Here is a 15,208-nt window from a genome sequence, read left to right as displayed (position 1 = left end):
TCCATATACCTTATGATTGAAAATCTTATTGAGGCTATATCTATTGTATTTACATTAAAGATGTTGTTAATTATTTTACTTGGTTCATTTGTTGGAATTATTATTGGTGCACTTCCAGGACTTGGTCCAACTGTTGGAACAACACTGATAATACCAGCTACATTTGGGATGGAACCAACTGCAGCTTTAATTTTATTAGTAGCAATTTATATGACAGCTGAATATGGAGGTTCAATAACAGCTATACTAATATCCAGTCCGGGAACAACAGCAGCTACAGCAACAGTTGAAGACGGATATCCTCTAACGCAAAAAGGGTATCCAGGCAAGGCTTTAGGAGCATCAATCACAGCATCAACAATTGGTGGGATATTTACTACATTTATACTATTGTTTTTAACTATACCTCTAATGAACTTTGCGCTTAAATTTGGACCAGCAGAGTACTTTGCTTTAGGTTTCTTCGGACTTTCGCTAGTAGCTTCATTAAGTGGGAAATCAATACTAAAAGGTCTATTAATGGCTATATTAGGTCTTTTGATCTCTTCAATAGGTTTAGATCCATTAACTGGTCAACCACGATATACATTTGGAAGTTTTTATCTGCTTGAAGGTATATCAATTATTCCGGCTTTAATGGGTTTATATGCTGTTTCAGAAGTGTTTAATATGTTTTTAACCCAGAATAACACGATTAAAAAATTAGGAAAAAAAGTATCCAAACAGTTTATTACACTAAAAGAATTCAAAAGCATGCTGCCAGTAATTTTTCAAAGTAGTTTTATTGGTTCTTTTGTAGGAGTTATTCCAGGAGCAGGTGGTAGTATTGCATCTTGGATAGCATATCAACAATCTAAGCGTATTGCCAAAGATAAAAAAGATTACGGTAAAGGGGCTCTTTCTGGAGTAGCAGCTCCGGAAGCAGCCAATAATGCAACTGTAGGTGGAGCTCTTGTGCCGTTATTATCTTTAGGAATACCAGGTTCACCTACTACCGCTGTATTATTAGGTGCTTTAATGCTTCATGGATTAACACCTGGTCCGAAATTGATGGAAACAGATGCAAATTTGTTCTATGGTCTAATTATAGGGTTGTTTATTACTTGTATTTTTATGTTTTTCGTAGGTTCTTTACTAACAAACTTTTGGGTTAAGTTAATAAGCCTGCCTCAAACATTTATAGCACCAATTATTTTAAGTATTTCCGTTATTGGAGCATTTTCTGTAAGGAATTTAATGTTTGATGTTTATATAACTTTAGGATTTGGTGTCTTAGGTTATTTTCTCAAAAAGTTTAATTTTCCTTTGGCTCCTATTGTCCTTGCTTTAGTTTTGGGTGGCATGATGGAATCTAATTTAAGGAGAGCATTGCTCATTTCTGATGGGAGTTGGATGATATTTTTAACAAATCCTATTAGTTTAATCCTAATTCTTATTGCGTTGTTTACTTTTGTATCACCGATTCTAAAAAATGTTTTCACTAGTAAGAAAAGTAAAGTGAGTTAGAGTTATAAATAAGATTGATGGTTTTTCCAGTCGGAGATATTAATAAATAGTATGATTTGGTCATGTAGTGCGACTGATCGTTACATAAGGCGTTGAGTGAAGCGCCTATTTTTGTTTCAATATTGTTAAATATATGTGTGGAAAAACGTAGTGCCTGCCACTTGACGAAATTGAACAAGCGACAGGCACCTTTAATAGCTAGCTTTCACTATCATTTTTTAAACAGAAGCTTCATAAATAGATTTTACAGCATTTTCTAATGTAGCATTAAATTCTTCATCCGTCTGGTTGGCGTTCAGATCCTGGCTTAAAGCTCTAGAGAAGCTGGCGATAAGACCATCATTTGCTTTCAGCTTTTCATTTGCCACATCTGCAGAATAGCCTCCGGAAAGAGCAACGACACGAACAACTTTTGGATGATCGATCAGTTCTTTATACAAATTCGCTTTTGTAGGAATCGATAATTTTAACATGACAGGTTCATTATCAGTTAGACTGTCGAGATGGCTAAGGATTTCCGTTTTTAGTAGGTCCTCGCATTTCTCTTTTTCTGGGCTATTAATATCCACTTCTGGTTCGATAATTGGTACCAGTCCAGCTGCGATAATCTGTTTGCCGATTTCAAATTGCTGATCAACAACAGCCTTAATGCTTTCAGGGTTAGCTTCTTTAATCACAGAGCGCATTTTTGTACCGAAAATATGACGTTCATTCGCACGTCGTAGTGTTTCGTCTAGATCGGTAATTGGCTTCATCATTTGTACACCGTTGGATTCTTCAGCAAGTCCTTTATCTACTTTTAGAAAAGGTACAATGCCTTTCTTCTCAGAGAGGTAATCGCCAGTGTACATGCCTTCAATTTCACGATCCATCGTTTGTTCAAACAAAATGGCACCAAGAATATAGTCGGAATCAAATGCAGGGGAAGTAATTATCCGTGTCCGCATTTCGTGGACTAAATCAAACATTTCATCCTCATTGGAATACGCGTCCTCTGGTACACCGTAAGCAGCTAGTGCTTTTGGTGTACTGCCACCACTTTGGTCCAGTGCAGCTATAAATCCTTTACCGTTTTTCATTTTTTGTAATTGATCTTGTCGCATATTTTCCACTCCTCTACCATAATAGTGCTAGTTTTTTCAGCTTGATAACGAATATACGTACAATTTGCTGAAGCAAGCATCATAATTAATTGTAGCATTTGTCGTGGTTATGGTGTATTAAAGTGTTTGGGGATAGGAGACAAGGTCTGAACCCGCATCCTACAAAATATGTTAAAATAGTAGGAAAAACGACTTGTTGGTGAACATTTTGCAATGGAGGGGTAGTTATATAGACTAGAGGAGATATAGGTTTATATGTTTAGGATCACAGTTAGTACGTAATCTTGAAATTGTACTAATTCAATATATTTGTTATAATGAATATAACAAATCACTAAGGATGGATCGAATGAGTAGCCTTTATGAACAAATTTACAATTATATATTTGATAAAATAAAAGCAGGGGATATGAAGCAGGGAGATAAGATTCCTACGGAGGATGAATTGGCTAAACAATTTAATGTAAGTAGAATTACATCTAAAAAGGCGCTGGATTTACTTTCTCAGAAAAATATTATTGAACGCTACCAGGGAAAAGGATCTTTTGTTGCATATAACCTTCCTAAATTTAATAATCCTGCTAACGAAGGTAAAACGGAATCCGAAAAACACCACGATCACAGGTTAATTGGCTTGATCATACCAGATTTCACCGATACGTATGGTCTCGATTTAGTTAAGTCGATCGAGGAAAGGTGTGCTGAACATCAATACAACCTTATGATCAAGAGAACATTTGGATTAAAAGAGGAAGAGAAGAAGGCAATAAATTCCTTTGTGAACATGGGTGTTAAAGGAATTATTGTACTACCTGTCCAAGGAACTCATTACAATAACGAACTGCTTCGGTTGGTTGTTGAAGAGTATCCGTTGGTTCTTATTGATCGTTATTTAAAAGGGATACCAGCGAGTTCAGTTTCCATTGATAATAAAAAGGCGATGCAGCAACTAACTAAATTAGTACTAGAAGGTGGTCATCAGGATATTGCATTTGTTTCACCTTCCGTGGAAGGTACTTCTTCCGTAGAGGAACGCTTTAGGGGATTTCAAGCAGCTTTTTCCGAAAAAGGAGAACCTTTAAATCAAGACTATATCCTGACAGATATTCATAGTACCATGCCAGTTAATTTGCACGGCGAAGATTCCAAAGTATATGAAGAAAAAGATCACGACAGGATGGTCCGGTTTATTCAACAAAACCCAGCTGTTACCGCATATATTTGTAGTGAATATGAAATAGCCGTCTTCCTGTCCAAAATCCTTGAGTCATTAGAGAAAAGGACGCCAAAAGATATTTCGATCCTTTGTTTTGATTCTCCAAATTCGTATATGGATAAACCTTTTTTCACCCATATACGGCAAAATCAATTAGATATGGGACATAATGCGGTAGAACTTTTGATCAAACAGTTTAACGGAGATAAAGAACCAGTTGATTGCAAAGTTGATTTTGAATTAGTGGATGGCCAATCTACAAGAATAGTTCGTTTACAGGGGAACCATGAATAAACATGGTTCTTTTTTTTGTTTCTTTGTTAGAATTCTGAAAATAGCCTAAAATAAAAATATATTGACATCAATAATTTGTATTGTTAATATATTGATATATCAAAAAAAGGATTTTCCTTCGGTTGTATAGTCATCATGTAAATCTTTGTTTTTAGCAATGCTATTACTCATAACTTTTCAGTTGTGGTTAATAAAGGTAGATGGAAGGAGGGAAGGACCAAACGTTAAAGTTAAAACTTACGATAAAGGGGGAAAAAATGGTGTTTTTAAAAGGTGATAAGGTGAAAAAAGTCTCTTTAGCTATTCCTCTTATGTTAGCGCTTGCACTTGGGGCATGCTCGAATGATGGGCAATCCGGAGAGGCTAAGTCGGAAAATGGTGTAACGACCATTACGTTTTGGCATGAAAATACGGGAGTTGGCGAAGAAGCGATTAATGCTGTAGTAGATGCCTTTAACAAGAAGCATGAAGACATAAAAGTAGATGCAGTATACACCGCTGCCGATGAATCACAAAATGAAAAGTTATTGGCAGCAGTAGCTGGGGGAAATCCTCCAGATGTATCCTGGTTTGACCGATTCAAAGTTGGTTCATGGGCTGATCAAGGTGCCTTAACAGATCTTACCGAATACGCGAAGGAAGATGGGGTTACGAAAGATACGTATTATCCGTTTGCATGGGAAGAGGCTACGTATCAGGATAAACTGTATGCCATGCCTGTTGATACCGATGCACGGATGTTATTTTACAACAAAGATGCATTTAAAGATGCAGGATTAGATCCTGAAAATCCGCCAAAGACAATTGCTGAGCTGGAGGAGGCAGCTGAGAAACTTACCATTAAAGATGGGAATCGATTTAAGAGAATTGGTTTTATTCCATGGTATAACCAAGGTTGGCTCTACTCTTGGGGTTGGTCATTTGGTGGAGAATTCTTTGATAAAGTAGCTGGAAAAGTGACTGCTGATGATCCTAAAATTGTTGAATCGCTTGAATGGATGACGGAATATGCAAAGAAATATAATGTGGAAGATATAACTGGCTTTACTGATTCCAGTGGTTCAGGTGAAATGGATCCATTTCTGACGGGACAGCTTGCTATGCATATTGGTGGAAATTGGAGTATTTCAAGTTACTTAAAGTATAAACCGGATTTAAATTACGGCGTTACACCAATACCTACACCAACAGGTGATAACTTCACTTCTTGGTCAGGTGGGATGGCTGTAGTTATTCCGAAAGGTGCACCACATCCTGATGAAGCATGGGAATTTGTTAAATTCTTTGGTTCGGAGGAAGGTCAGGAAATTTATAACGGAAAATACAAAACGTTATCTGTGATTGATTCGGTTAACGAGAAACTAGGGTATAAAGATGATCCTATTTTTAGCAAATTTATCAATATACTTCCAAAATCACATAATCGTCCAGTAATTCCAGAAGGTGAACTATTATGGAACGAATTATCAAATGCAGTAGATAATTCTATTCACGGAAACGGAACGCCAAAAGAGCTGTTAGAAGCCGTGAATAAGAAAGTTAACGCTGCAATTGAATAAACAGATAGGGAGAAGGGAATTTCCTCTCCCTTCTTCATCATAAAGGGGAGGGTAAATTGGGACAAGAAGCAGTAAACAAAGTTGACACATCACCTCGTACAACTGGTAAACACAAACAACCGAAACCGATCAAGCACAAAAAGCCGAAAACGATTACGTTAAACAATGGGAGAACTGGTTGGTTTTTTGCATCCCCATGGATTATTGGGCTTTTTATGTTTTATATTTTGCCATTGGTTGCTTCCATTTATTTTAGTTTTACATCTTATTCCATCCTGCAACCAGGTGAGTTTATTGGGTTCCAGAATTACAAAGAATTAATTCATGATGAACTATTTTTAAAATCTATTTATAATACGGTTTATTTTGCCGTCTTTTTTGTTCCTTTAAGTATTATCTCAGGGGTAGCTTTAGCAATGATGTTGAATATGAAAATTAAAGGAATGACAATCTATCGAACTATTTTCTTTCTGCCAACTTTAGTTCCTCATGTGGCGATTGCTGTACTATGGATGTGGCTGTTAAATCCAGGCTTCGGTCTTGTAAATGGGTTCTTGGACATGATTGGTATCAAAGGGCCAGCTTGGCTGGGAAGTGAGGAATGGGCAAAGCCTTCCCTCATTTTTATGTCTCTTTGGGGGATTGGGCAAGCTGTGGTAATTTATTTGGCGGGTTTAGGTGATATTTCGGATGAATATTATGAAGCAGCAGAAGTAGATGGGGCAAGTTGGTTTCAAAAAACGTTTCATATAACGTTGCCTTTGCTTACGCCAGTTATTTTTTTCAACCTCGTAATGGGGGTTATAGGAGCATTTCAGCAGTTTACCCTACCTTATACACTTACACAAGGGCAAGGAAAGCCTGCCAACTCTTTAACGTTTTATGTTATGTATTTGTATGACAATGGGTTTAAATACTTCAAGATGGGTTACGCCTCTGCCATGGCATGGATTCTATTTGTCGTTATTATGATCTTAACTATACTCATATTCTGGTCTTCCAAGCGCTGGGTGCATTATCAAGGTAAATAAGGAGGGAAATGAATGAATCCTACCCATGTGAAAAAATTTAAATTTACAGCTGCTCATATCTGTTTAATTATAGCTTCACTGTTTTTCTTAGTACCTTTTATCTGGATGGTATCCACATCGTTGAAACCTATTGAACAGGTATTTACCTTTCCGCCAGAGTGGATACCCAAACCTTTTGAATGGGAGAATTATAGTAAAGCGGTTGAATATGTACCTTTTTGGAAGTATTTGTTTAATACCTCTGTGATAACGATTTTAAGCACTATGGGCGTTGTTTTGACATGCCCGCTTGTTGCGTATAGTTTTGCTAAACTAAAATGGAAAGGCAGAAATGTACTTTTTGCTGTGACCTTAGCTGTCATGATGATTCCGGCTCAAGTTACCATGATTCCTTTGTTTCTGTTGTTTAACAAATTGGGTTGGGTTGGTACATCATTACCACTAATTATACCGCAATTTTTTGGTGTTCCATTTTACATTTTCCTGTTACGTCAATTTTTCATGGGGCTTCCAGATTCACTTAGGGAAGCAGCGAAAATGGATGGAGCTAGCGAACTCCGGGTTTACTGGCAGATTATGCTTCCTTTAGCGAAGCCCGCTATTCTGGCAGTTGGGTTGTTCCAATTAATGGCAAGCTGGACCGATTTCCTTGGTCCTTTACTGTATCTGACAAATGAAGATTCGTACACATTATCCTTAGCTCTTCAGCAGTTCCAAAATAAACAAGGTTCTGAATGGAGTTTAATGATGGCTGTATCAACGTTAATGACATTACCAATTATCGTGTTGTTTTTCTTCTTACAAAAAACATTTATTAAAGGTATCACATTTAGCGGGATTAAAGGATGAAGTATCGTGTGCTAGTATACTCTAAATCTAGTAACCTGTATGATAAAACTATGAAATACGAAAAAATGAAATGAGGGGTATTTTTGTTTCAAACAGAAAAGAAACTTGCAGCAAGATTGACTGAATTAGATTGTCACCGATATAGAGAGAAAATAGAAATATCCTCCTTCCGATTCCAGTTGGATACAAAAGGTGAAGTAGGAGCAAAACCTCCAATAGATGGTGAATGGTCCACACTTAAAAAAGGAGAAAAGTGGGCTGGAAGAGACCTATATGCTTGGCTTGGAGCTGAGGTAAAGATCCCTGAGGAGTGGAATTCAAAACAGGTAGTAGGAGTCTTTGACTTTGGTATCACCGATGGCGGGACCAATTCTGGATTTGAATCGTTATTGTATGTTAATCGTTTTCCATTTCAAGGAGTGGATGGCAATCACAAAGAAGTATTTTTCTCAGAAGAACTTGCAGGAACTAGTGCTCGGTTAGATTTCCGCTTATGGTCAGGCTTGGAAGGAGGAGGCCGCCCTGTCGAACAGGTTCATACGTTTAAGCAAGCTTTTCTATCATGGCTAGACGAAAATGCCGATGACTTGTACTACACAGGGAAGGCTGCTCTCCAGACCATCGAAATGCTAGATCAGAAAAATCCTGTCAGGGAAGATTTGCTGCTTGTGCTAAATCGTGCTTTTAACCAAGTAGATTGGATGTCACCTGGATCGGAAGCATTTTATCAATCCATCAAAGGTGCTCGGGATGTTCTGAAAAAAGGCTTAGAACAGATTGAAAAACACTATCCGGTGACAGTGCATGCCATTGGTCATACGCATATTGATGTTGCGTGGTTATGGCGTCTGAAGCATACACGGGAAAAAGTGGCTCGATCATTTTCGACGGTGCTTCGCTTAATGGAAAAATATCCAGAATACTTATTCCAGCAAGCACAGCCACAACTCTATGATTATATTAAACAGGATTACCCAGTCATATACGAGCAAATTCACAAGCGTGTAGAGGAAGGGCGTTGGGAACCGGATGGTGGCATGTGGGTTGAGCCGGATTGTAACCTTCCTTCTGGCGAATCCTTCATTCGTCAATTGTTACACGGGACTCGTTTTTTACGAAAAGAATTCGGTGTGGAGTGTACATATCTATGGTTGCCAGATGTATTTGGGTATAGTTGGGCTTTACCACAGATTTTAAAAAAATCCGGCATCAAGTCATTTGTAACTACAAAGATTAGCTGGAATCAATACAATCGTATGCCTCATGATGTCTTTAAATGGCGTGGAATTGATGGGACAGAGATCATAACGTACTTTATTACAACGCCTTATCCCGGTCGTAAAGGCTGGGGAGCTGATTACAATGCGAATATAAGCGCCGAAACAATGATTGGTGCATGGGAAGCATTTAGAGATAAAGGAGTAACCAAAGATATTATGGTAACGTATGGTCATGGTGATGGCGGTGGTGGTGTCACTCGAGACATGCTGGAAATGAGGCGCCGGCTCAACACTATGCCAGGTGTACCAAATGTTGTCACTGGTAAAGCAGTGGATTACTTAGAAAAACTTCATCAAGACGTGGAAGAAACAGAGGGTTATGTACATTTATGGGATGGAGAACTTTATTTAGAGTTCCATCGTGGAACATATACATCGCAAGCTTATAATAAGAAATCAAATCGCAAATTGGAACTATTGTATAAAGAAGTGGAGCTTCTAAGTGTGCTTGAGAGCGTTTTGACAAAAACGTGGAGCCACTATCCGCTAGAACAATTGAATCACGGCTGGAAAATAATTTTAAGAAACCAGTTTCATGATATTCTTCCTGGGTCTGCAATTAAAGAAGTCTATGAAGATAGCAAGCTAGAATATAAAGAAGCAGAAGAAATAGCATTATCTATACGAAATCAAGTAGGTAAGGGGGTGGTGTCTGAGGATAAAACACAATCGTTTACGGTACTTAACCAATCTTCCTGGCAACGCAATTCTTTAATTGAAATTCCGGTTCGTTCAGGCATGGAATCGGGTCGATGGTTTGATCATTCCAAGAACGCATTACGTGCAGAAAAAGTTGGAGACTACTGGCTAGTCAATGCTACTGTTCCTGGATTGGGGTTTACGACGATTGATTTTCACCCGAGTTCTCGGGATGATTTAGAAGAAATGGGATGTCCTTTTACAATTGAGGATAACCATGTAGTAACACCTTTTTATGAAATGGAATGGAACGAAGCGGGCCATCTTACCAGGATTTTTGATAGTCAAAATAAACGGGAAGTATTGGGAGAGAATCAATTAGGTAATGTATTGCAGATCTTCGAAGACAAGCCTACAAGATGGGATGCTTGGGAAATTGACATTTCCTACCAAGAGAAAATGAAAGAAATTTGTAATGTTAGATCGATAGAAGTTATAGAAGTAAATTCCCTTCGTGCTGTAATGCAATTTACTTGGGAATACAACCAATCTATCATCGAGCAGAAAATGATTGTTTACGCGGATAATCCCCGCATCGATTTTGAAACGAACGTTACATGGCATGAGGCAAATCAATTGCTTAAAGTCGCTTTCCCGGTAAATGTTCGTTCAACGGAGGCTACGTTTGATATTCAGTTTGGAAATGTGAAGCGACCTACGCACTGGAACACTAGCTGGGACCTTGCAAAATTTGAAACGGTTGGTCATCAGTGGGCTGATTTATCCGAGCGAGGCTATGGAGTAAGCTTACTGAACGATTGTAAATACGGCTATGACATCAAAGACGCTACAATGAGACTTACACTGCTAAAGGGTGCAACATTCCCGGATTATACGCAAGATCAAGGGGAGCATACATTTACTTATTCCTTGTTGCCCCATCAAGGATCATGGGTGGAAGGAAGAACTGTTCAGGAAGCGTCAGATTTAAATCAACCATTATCCTATATTCAAGGAAAATCTAGTGAAGCTAGTTTCAGTTTATTTTCGATATCAGCTGACTATGCCGTGGTTGACGCTGTAAAGAAAGCAGAAGACAGCGATAAAGTTGTTATACGATTACATGAATTCACTGGAAGAAGAGGCCCTGTCAACGTAACTTCGGAGTTATCTATTAAGAGCTGGCAGGAATGTAATTTAATGGAGGAACCAGTAAGTGAATTATCACATGATGAGCATATCGAATTTGATATTAAACCGTATGAGATCAAAACATTCTTAGTGGAAATAGAAAGGTAAGAATAAACATCCGAATCTATTTGTTTATGTCATTTATAAATAAGGGAGGAAGTTTCATGAAAAAATTAGTAGGCAGTCTAATCTGTACAGGGGTTTTAGTAAGTGGAATGGGTGGATTCCATAGTGTTCAAGCGGAAGAGACTTCGTATGAAACGAACACCTTCACGCAATCAACTCAGGAATATGAAAAAAGAGGGTACAAGCTTGAAGTTATTAATGGGGTAGAGGACCCGTCTATGGATCCTATTATTGAGGAGTTTGTAAATCTATATTTTAAGGTTTATCCGAAATTGGTTAAAAAGTATGCACTAAATCCTAAAGAGGCGAGTAGAGAGGTCATTCTTGAATTTGACCCAGCATATGATGGCGTTGCGTATGCAGACAACGGTAAAATAGTTGTAAGCTCTGACTATATTTTGACTAATCCGGATGATGTGGCACTTTTCACTCATGAATTGACCCATCTTGCTCAATCGTACCCTACCTATAATGATGATACATGGTGGATTACAGAAGGGATTGCAGATTATACAAGATATGTGTACGGCCCTCACAACGGTAGTTGGAGGTTACCAGAGGAAATAAAAGAAACAGATAACTATGACAGTGGATATCGCGTTACCGCACGCTTTTTATTGTGGATAACGCAGCAAAAGAATCATTTCGCAGTGGACATTATCAATCGAGAAATGCAGCATAATACATTCGATCTTCATGTATTTAAAGAAATAACAGGAAAATCTATTGATGCGTTATGGGAGGAATATCTCGAGAACCCTGAGGTAAGAACTAAATATAACTAGTAAGTGTATAAATGCCAAGTAGCATCCGGAAAGTTGGAGGCTACTTGGCATTATATGTTTTATGGAGACGCTTCACTATTTTTCAAGCGTTTTTCTTATATTATTTGTTTGAAATTCCCGATTGTTCTTCGTAATTTCTTACAAGTATTCCGTTTGATTTTATCACTCCAAATTTTTCATAATAAGGAACGAAGTCATCATCACAACACAAATTAACCATATAGATATCATCAAGTTCTTTTAACATTCGTTTTACTAACTCCTTGCCAATACCTTTATTTTTATACTCTGGTAAGACTTCAAGGAATGGAATGTAGGCGAATAGAACTCCATCGCTAATTGCTTTTATAAATCCGACTACTTGTTTAGTATTTTCATCTAAGATATTGCCCACTTTACTGCTGTTTTTTAACAGCTCTAAGTGAGTTTGTGGATTTGGTTGATTAAGCCAATCCACAAAAAAGCCTTTTAACATATTAGACGAAATGCCATCAAGAGAATTTTTGTATATCACATATATCAACTCCTAAATTACTTATTATTAAGCAGACGATATATATCAAAAGTAAAATAACAAAACTGTACCCTCCAAACGTATATTGGGATACTACAAGATATTCGACTTAAAATCCAAAAATTCTTTTGCGATTTTGTAATAATCAAAATTATATAGCTTGCATTGTTAATACCTTGCTTAAAGGACACTTCTTTCGTAAAAGAGTTATCCTTAATTATTAGTTTGGATTTCAGATGTTATAAAAACTTATGCTTCCGTGCATGGTCATTTCCTTGTTTATGCAAGCTAAAATAATTTGTAATAAAGGATAGAAAAGACTCACTTGGTAGAGATATGGTATTTTCTATGAATACTGTATAAAACTTTCTGATTAATTTGATGCCTTCAATAGTAATTGGCTTTAGAGTGTTTAATTGTAACTCTTTGCGAATAGCAGATTTTGATAGTATCGTGACCCCAATTCCTGATTCTACAGCTGATTTTATTGATTCGGTGTTTTCGAGTTCTAGGATAACATTTAATTTATTAGGGTCCAATCCACTTTTTATTAAGTATTCTTCCACTACTTGTCTTGTTCCAGATCCTTTCTCTCGCAGAATAATAGGAAGTGAAAACAGATCATTTGGAGAAATAGAGTTACTTTCACTTATTTGAATATGTGAATAGTTAGTTGAAGAAGTAAGGACTAGTTCATCTTCCATAAATGGTTTTTGCGATAATTCTGGGTAGGATATCATGGATTCTATAAATCCTAAGTTGATCTCTCCACTTTTTAAATGTTCAACAATATGCTCAGAATTTAAAATTTTTAAATGTATATCAACTTTAGGATACGCTTTTATGTATTGTCCAAGTACATAAGGTAAAATATGTTGTCCTATTGTTAAACTTGCCCCCACCATAAGTTCTCCATGAATAGTTTCAGAAAGTAAGTTAATTTCTCTTTCCGTATGATGAACTAGATTTAAAATAGTTTCAGTATTTTTATAAAGTAACTCCCCTGCAGGTGTCAAGGAAATCTTCTTTGTTGTTCTTGTAAAAAGTTTAATATTTAAATATTCCTCTAGCTTGCGAACTTGTTGACTAACAGAGGGTTGAGATAGATGCAAGATCTTGGCAGTTTCAGAAAAGCTTTTCGTGGTGGCTGCAGTATAGAAAACTTTTAAATGATCCAAGTTCACTTTCAATCACCATCCATTTATTTAATTAGTAATCTACTTTAATAAGATAACAGTGAAACAACATGTGCAAATTATATGAAGTACTGCACAATAAATCATAATTCTAGAAAATGCTTGTAAAAGTCTAGTAAGCAATTTAGATAATTCACTAAAATTTTAACAATGATTTCACGAGATTCGTTAACTAGAGGTGTTGCGTATTAGTTAAATCAGAAATAAGTTGATTTATTACCTTATATTATATTATTTATTAAAAATAGTAATAAGTCAAAATTTATAGAATTTATTGAATAAATCAATCAGCTGTGTTTTACTATATATTAATATCTTGGTTGGACTATTTTACAACCAGCCAAAAATATACAATTTGTAAAAAATAGGGGGAGGAGATTTATAAGTCATAGTTTCTTTACGGTTTTTAATAACTATATTGGTATTACCACTTACCACATACCAATAAAATTATAGGGGAGGGTTTAAGTTGCATAAGTTTTTAATTCATTATAAAGGTGATCATGTTGGTGTTGCAGTTGAGGATATTGAAAAGAATGAAAAAGTTTTAGGCGTTCACATGGACGATGACTCGATTATAGAGGTTGTGGCAAAGGAGGCAGTTCCACTAGGGCATAAAATTTCTGTTGCAGAGTTACCCCCTAATCAGCCAGTAATTGAATACATGGTTCAAATTGGATCAGCACCGAATGGATTGAGTGTAGGTGACTATGTTCATACCCACAATATAAAAACTTCGAGGTGGTAAAAATGGAAAGACAATTATATGGATATCGTCGAGAAAATGGAAAAGTTGGCATTCGGAACCACGTCGTCATTTTACCCGTGGATGATATTTCAAATGCGGCGTGCGAACAGGTAGCTAATCAAATTCAAGGTACTTTAGCTCTACCCCATGCTTATGGTCGCCTACAATATGGAGAGGATTTGGATTTACATTTTCGTACAATGATTGGAACAGGGAGTAATCCCAATGTAGCGGCTGTAGTTGTTATTGGAATTGAGGAAAATTGGTCTAAACAAATTGCAGATGGTATAGCGGAAACAGGTAAACCTGTAGCTTATTTTTCGATTGAGAGAAACGGAGATTTAGAGACAATTCGAAAGGCATCTTGGAAGGCTAAAGAATTTGTACAGTGGGCATCAGAATTACGTACCGAGCCCGTTGAATTAGGTGACTTAACCGTAAGTATTAAATGTGGTGAATCAGATACGACCACAGGTTTAGGGTCTTGTCCAACTGTTGGAGTGACTATTGACAGACTTCTCGATTCAGGGGCAACTGTTTTTTTTGGTGAAACTTCTGAATTGACGGGTGGAGAACACATTATCGCAGGTCGAATGGCAACACCTCAATTAAAAGAGCAATTTATGAATACTTATAACAAATATGTTGGCCAGATTGAATCACAGGGAGTAGATTTATTGGGTTCGCAGCCGACACAGGGAAATATTACAGGTGGCCTTTCAACCATTGAAGAAAAAGCATTAGGTAACATTGAGAAAACTGGAACAAAGGAAGTTATCGGTGTACTAAAACCAGCAGAAGCTCCAAAAGATGGTTCAGGTCTTTATTTTATGGATACATCTTCTGCAGCTGCTGAGTGTATTACATTAATGGCTGCAGCTGGTGCAGTTGTACATTTTTTTCCAACCGGTCAAGGAAATATTATTGGAAATCCAATTGAGCCAGTTATTAAACTCACAGCTAACCCGATAACTGCTAGTACAATGAGTGAACACATCGATGTAGATGTTAAAGGGTTACTTTCACGAGAATTGACACTTCCTGAAGCTGGTGATTCTTTAATGGAATGTCTAGTTCGCACCGTGAACGGGCGATTAACGTCTGCTGAGGCTCTTGGTCACAAAGAATTTGTCATGACAAAACTATATCCTAGTGCATAAAGGTTGATGTA

The 15,208-nt window shown here is 37.1% G+C and carries 12 protein-coding genes; 9 read left to right on the top strand and 3 right to left on the bottom strand.

The window, feature by feature from the left end:
* Positions 1–12: 12 nt before the first annotated feature.
* Complete coding sequence (locus tag CS937_RS03180) at positions 13–1,506, top strand: tripartite tricarboxylate transporter permease (RefSeq protein ID WP_099157034.1); 1,494 nt, start codon at positions 13–15, stop codon at positions 1,504–1,506.
* Positions 1,507–1,724: 218 nt separating this feature from the next.
* Here CS937_RS03180 and CS937_RS03175 read toward each other — a convergent pair whose 3' ends face one another.
* Positions 1,725–2,609 carry a fructose bisphosphate aldolase gene (locus tag CS937_RS03175; RefSeq protein WP_099157033.1) on the bottom strand — a complete coding sequence of 295 codons (885 nt, stop codon included), beginning with the start codon at positions 2,607–2,609 and terminating at the stop codon, positions 1,725–1,727.
* Between the two features lie 349 nt (positions 2,610–2,958).
* Between CS937_RS03175 and CS937_RS03170 the strand changes: the two genes are divergently transcribed.
* From CS937_RS03170 to CS937_RS03145, 6 genes are all read left to right on the top strand, one after another.
* Positions 2,959–4,119 (top strand): GntR family transcriptional regulator, encoded by a 1,161-nt coding sequence (locus CS937_RS03170; protein WP_176555730.1) that lies wholly within the window; start codon positions 2,959–2,961, stop codon positions 4,117–4,119.
* Positions 4,120–4,376: 257 nt separating this feature from the next.
* Entirely contained in the window at positions 4,377–5,678 is a 1,302-nt protein-coding gene (locus CS937_RS03165; protein WP_245835679.1) for an ABC transporter substrate-binding protein, read from the top strand.
* A 56-nt stretch (positions 5,679–5,734) separates the two neighbouring features.
* Positions 5,735–6,709 carry a carbohydrate ABC transporter permease gene (locus CS937_RS03160; protein WP_245835678.1) on the top strand — a complete coding sequence of 325 codons (975 nt, stop codon included), beginning with the start codon at positions 5,735–5,737 and terminating at the stop codon, positions 6,707–6,709.
* 12 nt (positions 6,710–6,721) lie between these two features.
* On the top strand, positions 6,722–7,558 hold the full coding sequence (locus tag CS937_RS03155; RefSeq protein ID WP_099157031.1) for a carbohydrate ABC transporter permease: 837 nt from the start codon (positions 6,722–6,724) through the stop codon (positions 7,556–7,558).
* A gap of 83 nt (positions 7,559–7,641) precedes the next feature.
* The gene (locus CS937_RS03150) at positions 7,642–10,776 is read left to right on the top strand and encodes an alpha-mannosidase (RefSeq protein WP_099157030.1); all 3,135 of its coding nucleotides are present in this window, start codon (positions 7,642–7,644) and stop codon (positions 10,774–10,776) included.
* 56 nt (positions 10,777–10,832) lie between these two features.
* Positions 10,833–11,579 carry a basic secretory protein-like protein gene (locus tag CS937_RS03145; protein ID WP_176555729.1) on the top strand — a complete coding sequence of 249 codons (747 nt, stop codon included), beginning with the start codon at positions 10,833–10,835 and terminating at the stop codon, positions 11,577–11,579.
* Positions 11,580–11,679: 100 nt separating this feature from the next.
* On the opposite strand, the gene CS937_RS03140 is transcribed toward CS937_RS03145, so the two are convergent.
* Together CS937_RS03140 and CS937_RS03135 are read right to left on the bottom strand one after the other, a co-directional pair.
* Entirely contained in the window at positions 11,680–12,093 is a 414-nt protein-coding gene (locus CS937_RS03140; protein WP_099157028.1) for a GNAT family N-acetyltransferase, read from the bottom strand.
* Positions 12,094–12,332: 239 nt separating this feature from the next.
* A complete protein-coding gene (locus CS937_RS03135) occupies positions 12,333–13,277 on the bottom strand; it encodes a selenium metabolism-associated LysR family transcriptional regulator (protein WP_099157027.1) in 945 nt (314 codons plus the stop codon).
* A 481-nt stretch (positions 13,278–13,758) separates the two neighbouring features.
* Between CS937_RS03135 and CS937_RS03130 the strand changes: the two genes are divergently transcribed.
* Together CS937_RS03130 and CS937_RS03125 are read left to right on the top strand one after the other, a co-directional pair.
* On the top strand, positions 13,759–14,037 hold the full coding sequence (locus CS937_RS03130) for a UxaA family hydrolase (RefSeq protein ID WP_099157026.1): 279 nt from the start codon (positions 13,759–13,761) through the stop codon (positions 14,035–14,037).
* Positions 14,038–14,039: 2 nt separating this feature from the next.
* Positions 14,040–15,197, top strand: coding sequence for a UxaA family hydrolase (locus CS937_RS03125; RefSeq protein WP_099157025.1), 1,158 nt, complete (start codon positions 14,040–14,042; stop codon positions 15,195–15,197).
* The last annotated feature ends 11 nt before the right edge of the window (positions 15,198–15,208 follow it).

The organism is Virgibacillus ndiopensis (assembly GCF_900187325.1).
GTDB lineage: Bacteria > Bacillota > Bacilli > Bacillales > Amphibacillaceae > Virgibacillus_E > Virgibacillus_E ndiopensis.
This window is presented reverse-complemented; position numbering and strand designations above follow the sequence as displayed.